Here is a 17421-nt window from a genome sequence, read left to right on the forward strand (position 1 = left end):
ATCAACCGAAGCGACCCATGATGTAGTCCTGGGTGCGCGGATCGTCGGGATTGGTGAACATCTTGTCGGTGTCGTTCTCCTCGACGAGATTGCCGAGGTGGAACATGGCGGTGCGCTGCGAGACGCGCGCGGCCTGCTGCATGGAGTGGGTGACGATGACGATCGTGTAGTTCTCGCGCAGTTCGTGGATCAGTTCCTCGACCTTGGCGGTGGCGATCGGGTCGAGCGCCGAGCAGGGCTCGTCCATCAGGATGACTTCAGGGCTGACGGCGACGGCGCGGGCAATGCAGAGGCGCTGCTGCTGACCGCCGGACAGGCCGGTGCCGGATTCATGCACGCGGTCCTTGACCTCGTTCCAGAGGCCGGCACGCTGCAGGCTGGTCTCGACGATCTGGTCGAGATCGGCCTTCGACTTGGCAAGGCCATGGATGCGCGGGCCGTAGGAGACGTTTTCATAGATCGTCTTCGGGAACGGGTTCGGCTTCTGGAAGACCATGCCGACGCGGGCGCGAAGTTCGACGACGTCGATATCGGGATCATAGATATCGTCGGTATCAAGCGTGATCTTGCCGGTGACCCGGCAGCCGTCGATCGTGTCGTTCATGCGGTTTAGGCTCCGCAGGAAGGTCGACTTGCCGCAGCCGGACGGGCCGATCAGCGCGGTTACGGTGTTTTCGCGGATGTTCAGGTTCACATCGAAAAGCGCGCGCTTCTCGCCATAGTAAACCGAGACATCCTTGCCGATCATCTTATAAGGGACGTTGCTCATCTTCTGATCCAGCGCTTTTTCAACTGCAGCTTCCGTCAACATGTTCATGATGTGTAACTCCGTTTACCAGCGGCGCTCGAAGCGACGACGCAAGAGGATGGCGCCCATGTTCATGACGATCAGGAACAGGAGCAGGACGATGATGGCACCCGAAGTCCGCTCGACGAAGGCACGTTCGGCCTCGTTGGCCCACATATAGACCTGCACGGGCAGAGCCGTCGAGGGATCGAGCGGCGTCGTCGGCGCGTTGGCGACGAAGGCGACCATGCCGATCAGCAGCAGCGGCGCGGTTTCGCCGAGCGCATGCGCCAGGCCGATGATCGTGCCGGTGAGGATGCCGGGCATGGCGAGCGGCAGAACATGGTGGAACACCATCTGCATCTTCGAGGCGCCGAGGCCGAGGGCTGCAGCGCGGATCGACGGCGGCACGGCGCGCAGTGCGGCGCGCGTCGCAATGATGATCGTCGGCAGGGTCATCAACGTCAGCACCAGGCCGCCAACCAGCGAAGCCGAACGCGGCAGGCCGACGAAGTTGATGAAGACGGAAAGGCCGAGCAGACCGTAGACGATCGAGGGCACGGCGGCGAGGTTGTTGATGTTGACCTCGATCAGATCGGTCAGCTTGTTCTTCGGCGCAAACTCCTCGAGATAGATCGAGGCGGCAACGCCGATCGGCAGAGCGAGCACCAGCACGATCAGCATCAGGTAGAGCGAGCCGATGAGGGCGACGCCAAGGCCTGCGGCCTCCGGACGGCTGGAATTGCCGTTGACGAAGAGGCCGGTGTTGAACTGCTTGTGGAGAGCGCCGCTCGCCTTCAGCTCGTTCATCCAGCCAACCTGCTTGTCGTTGACCTTGCGGTTCTTCTCATCGACCGACAGGTCGATCTGGCCCTTGTTGGCGCTGTCGACATTGGCGTCGGCAAGCACGGTGACATTGACCGTCTTGCCGATGATCGACGGGTCGGCGACGACCATGTCGCGCAGTTGGACCGGCGCACCCTTGGAGAGCATGGCGGATGCATCGCGCACGTCGGGACGGCTTGCGGCATTGACGTTCAGCTGCTTGACGATCGCGTCGCGCAGGAGAACCGGGTAGTTGGCGGCGATCAGCACCGAAGCATCGGTCGCACGCTTATTGCTGGGGTCGATCGTCTTCTCGGAAAATTCGATCGGCAGGGTGATCGCCGTCTGCTGAAAGGCGGTGTAGCCTTTGCCGATCACCGTCCACAGCAGGATGAACAGGAAGATGAGGCCGAAGGAGATGGCGGCGATGCCATAGGCCTGGAACCGGCGTTCGGCGGCGTAGCGGCGCTTGATGCCGATATCGCGGCGCGTGGGCGCCTTGGAAACGGTTATCCCGGCGGGAGAAACAATATCCGTCATTCGTACTGCTCCCGGTATTTGCGCACGATGTAGAGCGCGTAGATATTGAGGCAAAGCGTGATGCAGAACAGCGTGATGCCAAGGGCGAAGGCAACCAGCGTCTGCGGCGAGGTGAACTCGAGGTCGCCGGTGAGCTGATTGACGATCTTGACGGTCACCGTCGTCATCGGCTCGAAGGGGTTGATCTGGATGCGGGCGGCGACACCGGCGGCCAGCACGACGATCATAGTTTCACCGATGGCGCGCGAGGCGGTCATCAGCAAGGCGCCGACGATGCCGGGAAGGGCTGCGGGCAAGACCACTTTCTTGATGGTTTCGGAGCGTGTGGCGCCAAGACCGAGCGAACCGTCACGCAGCGTCCGCGGCACGGCGGTGATGATATCGTCCGACAGCGAGGAGACGTAGGGGATCAGCATGATGCCCATGACGATGCCGGCGGTCAGAACGCTCTGCGCCTGAATGAAGTTGGTGTAGTTGCCGGAGAGCAGGCCGCTGATCTGAGCCGAGAAATCGCGCAGGAACGGGCCGACGGTGACGAGCGCAAAGAAGCCGTAAACGATCGTCGGAATGCCGGCGAGCACTTCGAGCAGCGGCTTAGCGATCCCGCGCAGCTTCGGCGAGGCGTATTCGGCCATGTAGATCGCGGCAAACAGGCCGACCGGTACGGCGACCAGCATGGCGACCATGCCGATATAGAGCGTGCCGAGCAGCAGCGGGATAAGGCCGAACTGACCGAAGGACGAGCTGCCGGCGCCGGCAAAACGCGGGTCCCAGACGGTGCCGAAGAAGAAATCGGCGGCGGGAACGGCGGCAAAGAAGCGGGCGGCTTCCGACAGCATCGAGAATACGATGCCGATCGTCGTCAGGATAGCAATCGAAGAGGCGAGTAGCAGGCCCCAGAGCATGAAACGCTCAACCCGATTGCGGGCGCGGAAGCGCGGGGCGATGGCGCGCAGCGCATAGAAGGCGCCGGCAATGGCGAGGATGAAGACGACCGCCGTCATGGCGAGGCGGCTCGTCATGCTCTTGGCGTTGAGCGTCTTGGCTGCGTCGAGCATGTAAGGCAGCGGCTGGCCGGCAAGCGGCACACCCTTTTCGCTGAGCTTGGCCTGCAGGGCGGCCGGATCGCCGGCGACCGCTGCGGTTTCATCCGAGGTCAGCATCGTCAGGCCACGGGCGACCGTCGCCACCATGGAATAGCCAAGATCCTGCTCGACGGCGGCTTGAGCCTTGACATCGGCGGGGAAGTGGCTGCGAACCGAGGACTGGATGATGCCGGGGCTGACCGAGAGCCAGACGCAGAGCGCGAGGAGAGCAGGGAGAACCGCCCAGATCGCCGCATAGGCGCCGTAATAGACCGGCCGTGAATGCAATGCGGAGGACCGGCCCCCGGCAAGTGCCGTGGCCCGACTGCGCGCGACCAGATAGGCGGCGGCACCGATCACCACAAGGCACAGAAGTATGACGGATGTGCTCATTCGTTACGTCCCCAGGCCATAGCCCCAAAAAGCCCAATCATGCGGAATGAATTCAACCCTGCAGCGGAAATGTCGGCGCGCCCAGGGTTTAAGGCAATGCCGGCGCGGGCCTTTAGAGCGCCGCGCCGGCAAAGTCATTACATAGCCTTGCCGGCTTCGACTTCCTTGCGGATCGCATCACGCTCGGCATCCGGAGCGGCAACCAGGCCGTATTCGACGAGCGGGCTGTCGGGGCCGATCATCTGGTCGGATACGAAGAAGTTGACGTATTCCTTCAGGCCCGGAACGGCGCCGAGATGTGCCTTCTTGACGTAGAAGAACAGCGGGCGAGAAACCGGATAGGTGCCGTTGGCGATCGTTTCGGTGGACGGAACGATGCCGCTCATGCTGGCAACCTTGAGCTTGTCAGCGTTGTTTTCATAGAATGAAAGGCCGAATACGCCGACGCCGGTCTTGTTGGCGGCGATGCGTGCCAGGGTTTCCGGATAGTCGCCGTCGATGTCGACAGCAGCGCCGTCCTTGCGGACTGCGACGCAGGCCTTGCCCTGGGCAGCCTTGTCGGCGATTTCCTTGGCGATGACGTCGACGGCACCGGCGGCCTTGCAGCCGGCGGCGAGAACGTTCTGTTCGAAGACTTCGCGGGTGCCGTGCTTTTCGCCCGGGATATAGGCAGCGATATCAACAGCCGGAAGCTTCGGGTTGACTTCCGACCACTTCTTGTAAGGGTTGGCGACGAGCTTGCCGTCGACGACGACCTGGGCTGCGAGGGCCTTGTAGATGTCTGCGGGAACGTAGGCAACATCCGGGTTGGAAGCGTCGGTTGCGAAGACGATGCCGTCATAACCGATCTTGACTTCCTGAATGTCGGTGACGCCTGCAGCCTTGCAGGCTTCGGCTTCGTTCTTGTTGATCGGACGCGAAGCGTTTGCAATGTCGATGGTGTCTTCGCCAACGCCCTTGCAGAATTCCTTCAGACCAGCGCCCGTGCCGCCGGATTCAACGACCGGCGTCTTGAAGTTGGTGAAGGTTTCGCCGAAGGACTCGGCAACGATCTTTGCGTAAGGCAGGACGGTGGACGAACCAGCAACCTGAATCTGGTCGCGGGCGACGGCAGCGCCAGCGAAAGCAGCGGTTGCAGCGAGCGCGGCAACGGTGAGCTTGAAGGTGTTCATTAGAAATCTCCCGGCATTTGGGCTTGTGTGAGTGCGGCCTTTCGAGAGGCCCTCGCAGTGCCTTTTTTCATCGGCGGGACTCTCTTAGCGCTGTAAGCACCGTCCTTTTATGTCAAATCGGTGAAACATTTGTGACAGTTTATCTCGTTGATTCTAAAAGCATATTTTCAGCGCTGCCGAGTGCTTGTGTCGGTCACGCTATGAACTTCGAGCCCGCCTCAACCTTATGTTGCAAAAAACCGCTGGAACATCGTTACTTAGGGGACAGGCAGCGTATCGCCTTAAAACCGCACAGTGAAATCGGTACCCTTGCCGACTTCCGATTTGACGATCAGTCGCGCCCGGTGGCGGGTGAGGATGTGCTTGACGATGGCAAGGCCGAGGCCGGTGCCCTTTTTCGAGCGGCTGTCCTCGATGCTGACGCGATAGAAGCGCTCGGTCAGGCGCGGCACATGCTCGGCCGGGATGCCCGGGCCCTTGTCGACGATGCTGACCTCGACCGGCTGGCCGGCGCCGTTCTTCAGCCAGACATCGACGATCTTGCCCTCCTGGCCGTATTTGCAGGCGTTTTCCATCAGGTTTTCGAACACCTGGACGAGTTCGTCGCGGTCTCCCAGCACCTCGACCTTGCCGTCGGGCAGATGCAGGTTGATGTCGACGCCGACATCCCTGGCAAGCGGGCCGAGTGAATCCCTGACATGGCCGAGCAGCGGCACTAGGTCGACCTTCTCATCCGGGGCGATATGCGATTTCAGCTCCAGCCGCGAGAGCGACAGCAGGTCGTCGACCAGCCGGCTCATGCGTGTCGTCTGATCGAACATGATGGCGAGGAACCGCGCCTGCGCCTTCAGATCGTTCTTTGCCGGCCCCTGGATGGTCTCGATGAAGCCGCGGAGCGACGCTAGCGGCGTGCGCAGCTCGTGGCTCGCATTGGCGACGAAATCCGACCGCATGCGATCGATGCGACGAACCTCTGAAATATCGCGGAAGGAGAGGATGAAATAGCGCTCATGCGGGCCGCCATCTGCCGAAAATTCAATGGGGGCGCTGCGGACGATATAGACACGCTCGGAGGGCAGCCGCTCGGCATGTTCGATCTGGTTCGGGGCGTTGGTGGCGATGGTTTCGCGCACCATGTCGAGCACGCCGGGCGAACGTAGGCGGGCCGATATATGGGCGCCGAGCGCCACCTCGCCGAAAGCCTTTTCGGCAGCCCGGTTCTGAAAGAGCACCGAGGCATCGTCCGACAGCACCATGACCGGAATATCGAGGCCGGCGAGCGTGGCGGACACTTCCGGCAGGCGGCTTGGCAACATTTCCGGCTTGATCTCAACCGGCTCGATCGGTTCTGCCTTGATATCAGGCGCCTCGTTGAAAAGCGCGGTGACGATCATCACAAGCAGCAGGATGAGCACCACCCACTTGTTCATGCCGGCGGCAAGCGTGACGAGCGCACTGAGGATCGCCGCCAGCAGCACCGGCCGTTCGCGCCGGATGCGCGCCGACAGGCTTTTTCTCCATGGAATTTCGTCTTGCAAGTGCCCTCGCGGCGTCGATTCGTTTTTCTTGATATTGAACTCTGCCTGATAGCGCCAATTCATGACAGTAGTTTTCGGGCTGCCGCTCCGATGTGAAAGGCCGCCGGCGAAACCCACAAAAAATACCGGCCGAACGCGAAAGATTTGATTTTCAACGGTAACTATGCTCGCCTGCGGGAAAGAAGCGATCGCTAAGGAGGAGCATATGGCCGAGACCGTCGAAAGCAGGGCTGTGGAGCTGGATATCCGCGGCAAGAAGCGCACCTTCGATGTCGACAATCCCGTCCTGCCAGACTGGGTGGAGGAACACGCACTGGCTTCCGGCGACTTTCCCTACAAGAAGAAGCTCAAGGAAGAGGATTATCTGGAGCAGCTGGAAAAGCTGCAGGTGGAACTCGTCAAGGTACAGTTCTGGCTGCAGGCATCAGGCAAGCGGGTGATGGCGCTGTTTGAAGGACGCGACGCTGCCGGCAAGGGCGGCGCGATCTCGGCCTCCTCAGCGCATATGAACCCTCGTCTTGCACGCGTCGTGGCGCTGACCAAGCCGACCGAGCGCGAACAGGGACAATGGTATTTCCAGCGTTATGTCGCCCAGTTTCCAACCGCTGGCGAATTCGTGCTGTTCGACCGCTCCTGGTACAACCGCGCCGGCGTCGAGCCGGTCATGGGCTTCTGCACGCCGCAGCAATATGAGGATTTTCTCAAACAGGCGCCGCAGCTCGAAAAGATCATCGCCCATGAAGGCATCTTCTTCTTCAAATTCTATCTCGATATCGGCCGCGAAATGCAGCTGAAGCGTTTTCACGACCGCAGGCACGATCCGTTGAAAGTCTGGAAGCTGTCGTCGATGGACATCGCGGCGCTGACGAAATGGGGCGATTACAGCGAAAAGCGCGACCGGATGCTGAAGGAAACCCATACGGATTTCGCGCCCTGGACGGTGATCCGCGCCAACGACAAGCGGCGGGCGCGCCTCGAACTCATCCGCCACATGCTGAACCGGATGGATTATGACGGCAAGGACAAGACGGTGCTCGGCATGGTCGATGAGGAGATCATCGGCTCAGGGCCTGGATTCTTGAAATAGGGTTTTCTGAAAGAGGTAGCGCAGCCGGGGTCACCGGCTTCGCTGGGGCTGGGGCCATCGGCTTCGCCGAGGCTGGCGCCACCGGCTTTGCCGGGGCTGAGATCACTGCCCCGGCAGGATGCGGATCGCGAAGAGGTTGATGCCGCGCGCCTTGCCGTCGAGATCGCTGTTGATCGTCAGCGTGCCCGGCGCATTCGGCGCCAGCGAGCGATCGAATTTCACCTGCAGCAGCACATCCGACTTTTCGCGGGTGACGTTGAAGCGATGGCGGGCGCAATTGCCGAGCGACTGGAAATTGCATTCGACGGTGACCTGCGTTGGCTCGTCGGTGGTCGATTGCAGCGTCAGTGCGATCGTCGAGGATTTGCCGGCAAGCTGCTGCAGCACCGAGGGGGGAACGCTGATCGAGATATTGCCGTCGGCTGCGCCGCTCTCAGAAATCAGGCGGATGGCGGGGCCGTCATTCTCGGCGATCTTTTCGGTGCGCGCCCGCGGACCGCTCTGGATCTTGTCGGCCTCTTCGGGCTTGAACAGCGGGATCCAATCGGCCGAAAAGCTGTTCTGCGGATCGATGGTCACCGGTTCGTCGGTTTGAGGAGCGGCATTGCCGGCGCTGTCGTCATTGCCGGTGAAATCCTCGGGCTGGGTGCTGGCCGGCGGGTTGGCAACGCTGGTGTCGCGCTCGGCCGCCGTCAGCAGCAGGCCCGACGTATGCGCCCACCAGGCGCCGATGCCGATGAAGGCAAGCAGGACGCACCAGACCAGCAGCCTGGAAAAGAATTTGCGCGGCTTGCGGCGGCCTGCCGCCCGTTCCGGGCGGAAATCCAAATTGGTGGCGCGCTGGCCGCGGCTAAGCCGCTCCTCGCCGACGGGCGCGGCAGCCAGGTGATCGGCACTGCCCGCATGCACGTCGTCGAGACTGAAATCGTCGCTGCGGCCGTGGGCCACTTCGGGGGCGCGGGTCTCGCCTGCGGCCACGGGGCTGTCGATGAGGTTGTCGATATCGGCCACATCACCCTTGTGAATGGGCGGCGCCGGCATTTCCACAACAGGCGGCACGGGCACTTCAGGCGGCCTCTGGCGTGGGTGAAGGCGGTCGCGCTCCTCGCCTTCGATGGCGTGGATGGTGCTTTCCAGGCGATGGCGGTGATGGGCAACGACCTCGGTATCGGTGATATCCTGCTTGCGCAGGCCGGCTTCAAGCGCCTGGCGGGCCGACTGATAGATCCTCGCTCGAACCTCCGGATTGTCGCGATCGGAATTCTCGAGCGCTGTTCTGATGGCCGTTTCTAATCCGCTCACATTCAGTCCTTCACCTTGAACCCGGCATCGGACTGCAATCCCCGCCGTTCTCCATCAAAATTCGGTAGCGGCAAGCGCGGCAAACCGCAAGCCTTGCAGGCCCGGCTGCGGTTCATCGGCGGGATTATTGCCGAGTTTCACCGCTTACGGGGCTTATTTTATTAGCTTTCCCGGACGTATATATTCGGGCTCAAATCGACGAAGGCATGGCAGCCGCTCTTTTATCGCGTTTTCTTCTCTGTTAAGAGGTTGACGTTTTCGTAAACGTCAATGGAAGCGATGAAGCATGGCCCTGCCCCCGATCCTCAAAGACAAATTGAGACTGCCGGTCATCGGCTCGCCGCTGTTCATCATCTCGCATCCGGCGCTGACGCTGGCGCAATGCAAGGCGGGCGTCATCGGGGCGTTTCCGGCACTGAACGCCCGGCCGGCAAGCCAGCTCGACGAATGGCTGGCCGAGATCACCGAAGAGCTTGCCCGCCACGACGCCGCCCATCCCGAAAGGCCGGCTGCCCCCTTTGCCGTCAATCAGATCGTCCATATGTCGAACAAGCGGCTGGAGCACGATCTGTCGCTCTGCGTCAAATACAAGGTGCCGATCGTCATCTCCTCGCTCGGCGCGGTGCCTGAGGTCAATGCGGCTGTGCATTCCTATGGCGGCATCGTACTGCATGACATTATCAACAACCGCCACGCCCATTCGGCAATCCGCAAGGGGGCCGACGGGCTGATCGCGGTGGCGGCCGGGGCCGGCGGCCATGCCGGCACGCTGTCGCCCTTTGCGCTGATCCAGGAAATCCGCGAATGGTTCGACGGGCCGCTGCTGCTGGCCGGTGCGATTTCCACCGGCGGCGCCATTCTCGCAGCAGAAGCGATGGGCGCCGACATGGCCTATATCGGCTCGCCCTTCATCGCCACGCAAGAGGCACGCGCCACCGAAGCCTACAAGCAGGCGATCGTCGAAAGTGCCGCGGCCGACATCGTCTATTCCAACTATTTCACCGGCGTGCACGGCAACTATCTCAAGCCCTCGATCGTCGCCGCCGGCATGGACCCCGACAACCTGCCCGCAGCCGATGTCTCGAAGATGGATTTCGAACAGGCGGTCGGCGGCGCCAAGGCCTGGAAGGACATATGGGGCAGCGGCCAGGGCATCAGCGCCATCAAGGCCGTCGAGCCGGTGGCCAACCTCGTCGACCGGCTGGAGGCCGAATACAAGGCCGCTCGCGCCCGGCTTAGCCTCTGAACCGGCTCTCCCCGCCGCTGCCCTCTTTTTTGCCAAAGGCATGACAGGGCGCTTGAAATCTTCGGACAATGGCTGTATCAGCGCCATGCAAATCGTAGGCCGCATGCTTCGGCCGTGAGATGCCGCTTTAGCTCAGGTGGTAGAGCACATCATTCGTAATGATGGGGTCGCAGGTTCGAGTCCTGCAAGCGGCACCATTTTTCTCTCAGATTTCAACATGTTATTGAGATAATGCGCCGAAGTACGGTGAGGCCTTTTCTGCGGGCAGCATCTGGGCAGCACGCATGTAAATGGCATTCGCGGCCGAATAAGACGAGTGTGAGCCTCCACCACGGAACTCAAGTCTCCTCCAGTCGGAAGTTTCGCAACCGCTGCCATAAAGGTGTTCAGCTAGAGGGACAATAGCTCAGAACCCTTCCTCCATGGAACAGGAATAGGTGCTATGATCACCGTAGTCGGTGATCCATCCTCGGTCATCAATGGGCTCGTTCTGTCCAGATCCGGAAAGTACTTTGAGGTCCCTTCCCGTGCGCTGCAGGATGTTGTCATGCAGCGTCTTTGCTTTTTCCGGGAACGAAAAGTAGTAGTAGAAGGGCGACATGCAGCCGCCGCCAGCATCGAGAGCGTAGATCCGCATGCTGAACTGGGTGTATCTGCTTCCGAAGAATTCACCACTTGTAGCGACATTTATTAGCGGCATGTCATTCGAAGTGCATGTCGCCGTTATCTTTCTTTCCATCGTCTTGAGGCTTGCTTTGGCCTCGTCTGGAATGGCGACGGTGATATTGATCGCCTGATCATCGGCGTAATATGATATTGCCCCTTCTGTGAAGGCGCATTTGAGCGGATCTGGAAAGACTTTCTCTGCCCATTTATCTGCCGCAATCCTCGAAGTCGGAAGAAGAACGGCGGTCGAACATAAAACCGCAACCGACAAGCCCTGCAAACTGAAGAGAAATGAAAACATTTGAAATAGCCCCAAACCCGCTCGCAAGTTGCATGGTATCGGGAGATTTTCAACTATCGTTTCTGCGAAAAACTTCAGCAAGGCTTCCGGTGAAGCTCTTACGCAAATGCAAATGACCGAGGAGGATATGGCCCATCCGGCGGCGCAGGCATAACCCCGTCATCATTTGATAGCCCACTTGAAAAACCGCCTCAAAACGTCATGGAGAATCAGAAAGGAACACATGCTGATCCAGCCGCCCCAAAGGCAAATCAGATAAAACGCGCCAAATCTGAAATGACCAAATAGCTCGGTCCCGCCTCGGCACTTCGCGTTGGTACATGTGGTGATTTGACCCATGCCATATGCAGCTAGCGCAACTAGAGCCAGACCTGAAAGCGCAATGCCTAACGCCTTGGCGGTTGAAATCTGCGGGTCAGGTTTGCGTTTAATCTGGCGCGAGTAGATGAAATAGATTGCTAAACAGGCGCACGGAAGAGCCGTCGCCAGTGAGGCTGACAGCATCGAAACGGCCGTCTGATCTACCAGGATCGAGAAAACGTTCGCCCAAATATAAGCAAAAATAGGGACGCAAAGCATTGAGGTCTCCCAGCTTTTTGGGCCAGGTTTATAGAACTCCTGGAAGACAATGACGAAATGGCACGCCAGCGCGAAGAGCGCTGGAAGTAGTGGGAACTCCCATCGTAAAATAAGCAATCTCAACAATCTGAAAGCTACCTAGCGCTCTGCCGAAAATGAGGCGATGATGCGTTAAAGAAATGTCCCCTGTCCAGGAGCCACCTTGAATTTCCGGTTTAACTAGACGGCAGTGGCTAGGACCTCGACGACGGGCCGCATCAGCAGAGCAAGACAAACAGCAATTAATCGATAGAGCGGCAAAGAAGGGCACCTTGAATATGGGCGGGCCACGTTAGCAGTCGCCGAAAAGAAAACAATCGGCGCGCGAATTTATCCGAAATTTCCCACCTTGCACCGATGCCCCCGCTTATACCGTCAACAACCTGAAAATCGCGACATTGCAGGAACAATGCCGCCGCCGAGCTGGTTCCCCCTGAGGCAACAAGCATGGAGAACATTATGTCCTGCAAATTCATCGCGATATCGCTGCTTTCGATCGGTCTTGCCGGCACGGCGCTGGCGCAGACGACGGGTGGAGCAGATTCCAGTGGGCGGCTGTCGGTGGCGCCGATCATTGGCGGATCGGGGAGTTCGGGTGCGGGTTCGGCCGGTGCCGGTTCTGGCAGCACTGGTTCGGCGGGCAGCGGTTCTGTCGGGACCGATCCCGGCACCACCGGCAGCACGAGCGGCGGCACCACCGGCAATGGCGGCGTCGAGTTGAATAGCGGCCGCAGCACGATCAATCCCGGCGGCGTCAATCCGGACCTCAAGCCGACGCCGGATTGCACCGCCGGTTCCGCGAATACCGGCTCGGGCGGCGAGGCCTGCCCGCAATGAGGGTGGAGCGGATATCAGCCTGACCTCCTGACAGAATGAAGGCCCGGGGACGCCGGGTCTTCGCTTCGGCCGTCGCTGCTCCGAAATCGCGCGAAAATAACAGCCGCGAGAACGGCTTTACGACTCGCGCTTGCGGACGTAAAACTACCCATCACTCCGCAAGCGGCGCATCGCCCCACATCCCAGCCAGCCTGCCGACATTCCCGGCATCTGCGGAGCACCCGAAGAGGATCGTCATGTCGAATGCAGCGCAACGCTCGAACCGCGTGCTTATCGTCGCCACCATCATGGTCGCGACCTTCATGGTGGCGATCGAGGCAACGATCGTGGCAACCGCGATGCCGCGCATCGTCGGGCAGCTCGGCGGTTTTTCCTATTACAGCTGGGTGTTTTCGGCCTTCCTGCTGGCGCAGTCGACGACGACCGTGATCTACGGCAAACTCTCCGACATCTTTGGGCGCAAGCCGGTGCTGATCGGCGGCATCCTGATTTTCCTTCTGGGCTCTTTGCTCTGCGGCTTTGCCTGGTCGATGATGTCGCTGGTGCTGTTCCGGCTGCTGCAGGGGCTGGGTGCGGGCGCGATCCAGCCGGTGACGATGACCATCATCGGCGATCTCTTCAAGCTCGAGGAGCGCGGCCGCGTTCAGGGTGCAATGGCGACCGTCTGGGCGACGTCGGCCGTCGTCGGGCCGCTTGCCGGCGGCATCATCGTCGACAATATCTCCTGGGCCTGGATCTTCTGGATCAACCTGCCGATCGGCATTATCTCGATCATCGCCTTCATGGTCTTCCTCAAGGAGGACGTGGCGCACAAGCAGGCAAAGATCGACTACCTCGGATCGGTACTGTTTTCGATCTCGATCGTCGCGCTCCTGGTCATGCTGACGGAAACCGATGCGAGCGCCTGGATCCTGCTGTCGCTTTTCGCCGTCTTCATCGTCTCGGGCATTCTCTTCCTCGCCCAGGAGAAGCGGGCGCCGGAGCCGATTATTTCGATCCCGCTCTGGAGCCGCCGCTTGATCGCCACCAGCAATGCGGCGACGCTGCTGGCCGGCATGGCGCTGATCGGGCTTTCGACAATCCTGCCGCTCTATGTGCAGGGCGTGCTCGGCCGCTCGCCTCTTGTCGCCGGCTTCACGCTCACCATGCTGGTCGTCGGCTGGCCGCTGGCCGTCATGCTCTCCAGCCGCTTCTACAAAGCCTTCGGCATCCGCCGGACGCTGCGGGTCGGCAGCCTGCTCTTTCCGTTCGGCGCCTGTTTCCTGTTGTTCCTGACACCTGAGAGCTCGCCGGCGCTTGCCGGCGCCGGCTCCTTCTTCATGGGCTTCGGCATGGGTCTGATCAGCCTCACCAGCATCGTGCTGGTGCAGGACAGCGTCGAATGGTCGATGCGCGGCAGCGCCACCGCCTCGATCATCTTTGCCCGCAGCCTCGGCAATACGCTCGGCGCCACCGTGCTCGGCGCCATTCTCAATGCCGGCATCAACCATTATGCAGGCGGCGAGGCGGCGGCCGGCCTGCGCGAGGCGCTGAACCAGCCGACCGGGCTTTCTGCGCTCGCCGCCGACCCGGCGATCCGCTCGGTCTTCAACGCAGCCCTGCACTGGAGCTTCTGGGGCGTGGTCGTCGTCGCGGTGCTGACCTTCTTCACAACGTGGCTGATCCCGGTCGGATCTAGTCGGAGCCAAAAGGGCGCGGCAGTTGCAAGCGAGGCGGCCTCGCATTAGGCGGTTCGGCTGGGCCGCCGAGGGATCGATGGTCGTCCCCGGCATAGTCAGTACAAGCTTACAGAGCATGCGGGCTTACAAGGCATCCTGGATATCGAAGCGAATAATCCCATCGCCTGCGATGCGGAAGATATGCGTCACGGTCTTGTCCTTCAGGCCGTGGGTCTGCCCCTCAAGCGGCCGGCCATCAAGGTCGAAGACCGACTGGATCACCTCGACAGCGACGGCGCCATCTTCGGTTTTTTCGAATTCGACCGGCTCGACGTGCGGGCTGATGACAGCCCACTGCCTTGTCCAATAGTCGCGCACGGCCTCACGACCATGGATATGGCCGCCATCCATGCCGTTGGCCCAGGCGACATTATCGGACAGCACGGCAAGGACCGCGTCGATATCTCTCGCATTGAAGCTGGCATAGATGCGCTTGATCATCTCAACATCATTTTGCGACATATCGGTTCCCTCCGTGGAAATTGAAACATTCGCTGTCGAAACGGCATTGTCGAACGCCGTGCATGAATATATATATGTACGTATATATCTTGCAGTCAAGCGCGTGGGAAAAAGGGTAAATGGAATGGACGAAGACGTGCTGTCGACGCCGGGGCATCTCATCAGTCTCGCGGCGCGGGGGTTTGCGCGGCTCAGCGAGTCACGCCTCAAACCGCTCGGTTTCGGTGTTGGCCAGTTGCCGGTGCTGGTGGCGCTGCAAGATGGCAAGGCAAGCACGCAGCGCGATCTCGCCCGCTTTGCGAGGACAGAGCAACCGCCGATGGCGCAGATGCTTACCCGCATGGAGCGGGATGGCCTGATTGCGCGGACACGCGACCCGGCTGACGGGCGCAGCAGCCGCATCGTGCTGACGAAGGCTGCACAAGAAGCCATGCCGGAGGCGATTGCCGCCTTGTTCCAAGGGAATAACGAGGCATTGGCAGGGTTTACGGATGCGGAATCGGCACAGCTTGTCGATCTGCTCAAGCGGCTGATCGAAAATCTGGATCGGATTGCCAGCGCGGAGGTTCCCTTGCGCGACCGATGAATTCTGCGCCCAAGCGGACGTCATTTCCCATTCCGCGGCTGCGCCGCCTTGTTCGCGGCCGTGCCGGCCTTCGGCAGGGAGCGGCGGTTCTCCAAAACGCGTGACAATAAGGTCCGCTTTCTCTTGCGCTTGATCAGATCGATATCGCTGACCAGCTTTGCTCCGCCCTCGCGCCGCTCCAGGGTGATCTTGCGGCTATGGAAGACTTCGAGTTCGGCGCGATGTGCGACACTGATGATGGTCACCTCTGGCAATTCTTGGATCACCATCTGCATCATCTTGTCCTGGCTCTTCTCATCGAGTGCCGAGGTTGCTTCATCCAGCACGATGATATCGGGGGTGTGCAGCAGGAGACGCGCAAAGGCGAGCCGCTGCTTTTCGCCGCCCGACAAGGTCTGGTCCCAGGGCGCGTCTTCCTCGATCCTGTCGTTCAGATAATCCAGTCCCACCTTGGCGAGGGCCTCCTTGATCTTATCCAGCGTCCAGCTATCGGCGGCGCCGGGATAGGCGACGGCGCGGCGAAGCGTGCCCGACGGGATGTAGGGCCGTTGCGGCAGCATGAACAAGCGTCGGTCGGCGTGGAAATTGACGCTGCCGTCACCCCAGGGCCAAAGACCGGCGATCGCCCGCACCAGCGTGCTCTTGCCCGACCCGGATTCGCCGGATACGAGCACCCGCTCGCCGGGTTCGATCGCCACCTGGGTTTCCGTGACCACGGCGGTGCCGTCGTCAAGCGACACCGAGAGATCGTTCAGGCTGAGCATCGCCTCGCCCTCCGTCTCGCCGCGCTTGATGCGCCCGAGCGCGTCGCTCTGTTCGGCCCGCTCCAGCCCGTCGAGCGACATCATCAGCGAAGCGATGCGCCGTGCACAGGCGTTCCAGTCGGCAAGACGGGGATAGTTATCGACCAGCCATCCGAACGCGCCCTGGACGATGGCGAAAGCAGACGCAGCCTGCATGACCTGTCCGAGCGTCATGCTGCCTTCGAGAAACTTCGGAGCGCACAGCAAGACCGGCACGACGGGAGCAATCAGCATCGATCCATGCGACACAAGCGTTGTGCGCATGTGCTGGCGGGCAAGCAGCGCCCATTGCCCGAGCACATTGGTGAAGGTTTTGTTGAGGTCGTTGCGCTCCTCCTCTTCGCCGCCGAGCAATGCGATGCTCTCGCCGTTTTCGCGCACATGCGTCAGCGTGTAGCGAAATTCGGCTTCGGTTTGATTTTTAGCCTCGGAGACCTGGACGAAATGCCGGCCGATGACCGCCATCGAACTGGAGGTAATCGCGGCATAGAGAACCGCAGTGACGACGAGAAAGCCGGGAATGGTGACGGTGAAACCTGCGATCGGCAGCGTCAACGCCCCGCCGATCGTCCAGAGCACGACGATGAAGGTCGAAGCCGCCAAGAATGCGGAAATGACCCCGGCGATGAAATCGACAGGGGCTTCGGTGGCAATCCGCAAATCCTCCGAAATGCGCGCTTCGGGGTTCTTGTGGTCACCGCCGATCAGGTTCAACTGATAATAACGGCCGTTTGCCAGCCAGCGCCCGATGACGGCGGTCGTCAGCCAGGAACGCCAGCGGCGCTGGATCATCATGCGTAGCGCGACTTGTGTGGTGACAACGGCGACGGTGCCGAGCACCAGCGGCAGGAAGACGGCGCTGAGGAAATAGACGGTGCCGGCATCGTGTCGCTCTATGGCGTCAAAGATCCCGCGGTTCCACAGATTGATTCCATACTGGAAACCGACATTGATGCCGATCAGCGCCAGCAGCCCGAGTGTGCACGGCCAGGCGAGCCTGTCACCGCCGCGGCTCCAGTAGTGGCGGGCGCTGATCCAGAAACGCTTGAGCAAATACTTCTTGCGTGCCTGCTCGGCCTCCTCGGGCGTCAGTTCCGGACTGGGTTCGATGACATCTGGCGGCGGCACGACCTCGACAGTCGATGCCTTCTCGTCGAGCGACGCCTCGGAACCCTGCGGTTCGGTGCCGTCGACCGATATCGGATTAAGTTTAGCGCCGGTCATAAGCACGACAACGGCTTACAGATCGAAAGGTTTCATGATGCCGACGTTTGGCGTTGTGCCGTGTGGCCCCCTTGTATCTGCACGTTAGAGATTTTGTGCGATGGAAGCGATTGAGCCTCTGGCCGGGTGGCCACCCGGCCAGAGGCGTGACGAAGTCGCCCGTTCCCCCTCTGGTTACAACCGTGGATGAGCCTGGGATCTTCGTCATCGTCACGTACGACCGAATAGTCG

15 protein-coding genes and 1 tRNA gene are annotated in these 17421 nt (G+C 60.7%); 6 read left to right on the forward strand and 10 right to left on the reverse strand.

Annotated elements, in window-relative coordinates; translation table 11 throughout:
* Nucleotide 1: 1 nt before the first annotated feature.
* The 5 genes from pstB to phoR all read right to left on the reverse strand — a co-directional run bounded on the left by pstB (nt 2) and on the right by phoR (nt 6196).
* Nucleotides 2-817, reverse strand: a complete 816-nt coding sequence (gene pstB, locus HJB84_RS13540; RefSeq protein WP_007633576.1) for a phosphate ABC transporter ATP-binding protein PstB — start codon at nt 815-817, stop codon at nt 2-4.
* 15 nt (nt 818-832) lie between these two features.
* Complete coding sequence (gene pstA / locus HJB84_RS13545) at nt 833-2152, reverse strand: phosphate ABC transporter permease PstA (RefSeq protein ID WP_207582779.1); 1320 nt, start codon at nt 2150-2152, stop codon at nt 833-835.
* The gene (gene pstC, locus HJB84_RS13550; RefSeq protein WP_207582778.1) at nt 2149-3630 is read right to left on the reverse strand and encodes a phosphate ABC transporter permease subunit PstC; all 1482 of its coding nucleotides are present in this window, start codon (nt 3628-3630) and stop codon (nt 2149-2151) included. The genes pstA and pstC overlap by 4 nt, the downstream gene beginning before the upstream one ends.
* Before the next feature lie 137 nt (nt 3631-3767).
* The gene (locus HJB84_RS13555; protein ID WP_207582777.1) at nt 3768-4802 is read right to left on the reverse strand and encodes a substrate-binding domain-containing protein; all 1035 of its coding nucleotides are present in this window, start codon (nt 4800-4802) and stop codon (nt 3768-3770) included.
* A gap of 281 nt (nt 4803-5083) precedes the next feature.
* Nucleotides 5084-6196, reverse strand: coding sequence for a phosphate regulon sensor histidine kinase PhoR (gene phoR, locus HJB84_RS13560; RefSeq protein ID WP_405049243.1), 1113 nt, complete (start codon nt 6194-6196; stop codon nt 5084-5086).
* Between the two features lie 349 nt (nt 6197-6545).
* Here phoR and ppk2 point away from each other — a divergent pair, with 349 nt between their 5' ends.
* The gene (gene ppk2 / locus HJB84_RS13565; RefSeq protein WP_221116140.1) at nt 6546-7427 is read left to right on the forward strand and encodes a polyphosphate kinase 2; all 882 of its coding nucleotides are present in this window, start codon (nt 6546-6548) and stop codon (nt 7425-7427) included.
* Between the two features lie 102 nt (nt 7428-7529).
* On the opposite strand, the gene HJB84_RS13570 is transcribed toward ppk2, so the two are convergent.
* Complete coding sequence (locus HJB84_RS13570) at nt 7530-8729, reverse strand: regulator (protein ID WP_221116141.1); 1200 nt, start codon at nt 8727-8729, stop codon at nt 7530-7532.
* A gap of 286 nt (nt 8730-9015) precedes the next feature.
* Here HJB84_RS13570 and HJB84_RS13575 point away from each other — a divergent pair, with 286 nt between their 5' ends.
* Nucleotides 9016-9975, forward strand: coding sequence for a nitronate monooxygenase family protein (locus HJB84_RS13575; protein WP_207582774.1), 960 nt, complete (start codon nt 9016-9018; stop codon nt 9973-9975).
* Nucleotides 9976-10096: 121 nt separating this feature from the next.
* Nucleotides 10097-10172: transfer RNA gene (locus tag HJB84_RS13580), tRNA-Thr, on the forward strand.
* A 209-nt stretch (nt 10173-10381) separates the two neighbouring features.
* Here HJB84_RS13580 and HJB84_RS13585 read toward each other — a convergent pair.
* Nucleotides 10382-10942: a hypothetical protein gene (locus HJB84_RS13585; RefSeq protein WP_221116142.1), complete on the reverse strand. Its 561-nt coding sequence runs from the start codon at nt 10940-10942 to the stop codon at nt 10382-10384.
* Between the two features lie 162 nt (nt 10943-11104).
* Nucleotides 11105-11521: a hypothetical protein gene (locus tag HJB84_RS13590; protein ID WP_207582772.1), complete on the reverse strand. Its 417-nt coding sequence runs from the start codon at nt 11519-11521 to the stop codon at nt 11105-11107.
* Between the two features lie 498 nt (nt 11522-12019).
* On the opposite strand from HJB84_RS13590, the gene HJB84_RS13595 reads away from it, so the two are divergent.
* Complete coding sequence (locus HJB84_RS13595; protein ID WP_221116143.1) at nt 12020-12397, forward strand: hypothetical protein; 378 nt, start codon at nt 12020-12022, stop codon at nt 12395-12397.
* A 236-nt stretch (nt 12398-12633) separates the two neighbouring features.
* Nucleotides 12634-14124 carry an MDR family MFS transporter gene (locus HJB84_RS13600; RefSeq protein WP_207582770.1) on the forward strand — a complete coding sequence of 497 codons (1491 nt, stop codon included), beginning with the start codon at nt 12634-12636 and terminating at the stop codon, nt 14122-14124.
* 75 nt (nt 14125-14199) lie between these two features.
* Here HJB84_RS13600 and HJB84_RS13605 read toward each other — a convergent pair whose 3' ends face one another.
* Nucleotides 14200-14577, reverse strand: a complete 378-nt coding sequence (locus tag HJB84_RS13605) for a nuclear transport factor 2 family protein (RefSeq protein WP_221116144.1) — start codon at nt 14575-14577, stop codon at nt 14200-14202.
* A 124-nt stretch (nt 14578-14701) separates the two neighbouring features.
* Here HJB84_RS13605 and HJB84_RS13610 point away from each other — a divergent pair, with 124 nt between their 5' ends.
* Nucleotides 14702-15163, forward strand: coding sequence for a MarR family winged helix-turn-helix transcriptional regulator (locus HJB84_RS13610; protein WP_207582768.1), 462 nt, complete (start codon nt 14702-14704; stop codon nt 15161-15163).
* A 20-nt stretch (nt 15164-15183) separates the two neighbouring features.
* Here the strand turns inward: HJB84_RS13610 and HJB84_RS13615 are convergent, their stop codons facing one another.
* Entirely contained in the window at nt 15184-17190 is a 2007-nt protein-coding gene (locus HJB84_RS13615; protein WP_221116145.1) for an ABC transporter ATP-binding protein/permease, read from the reverse strand.
* Between the last annotated feature and the right edge of the window lie 231 nt (nt 17191-17421).

The sequence above is a fragment of the Rhizobium sp. NZLR1b genome, from assembly GCF_019685155.1.
GTDB lineage: Bacteria > Pseudomonadota > Alphaproteobacteria > Rhizobiales > Rhizobiaceae > Rhizobium.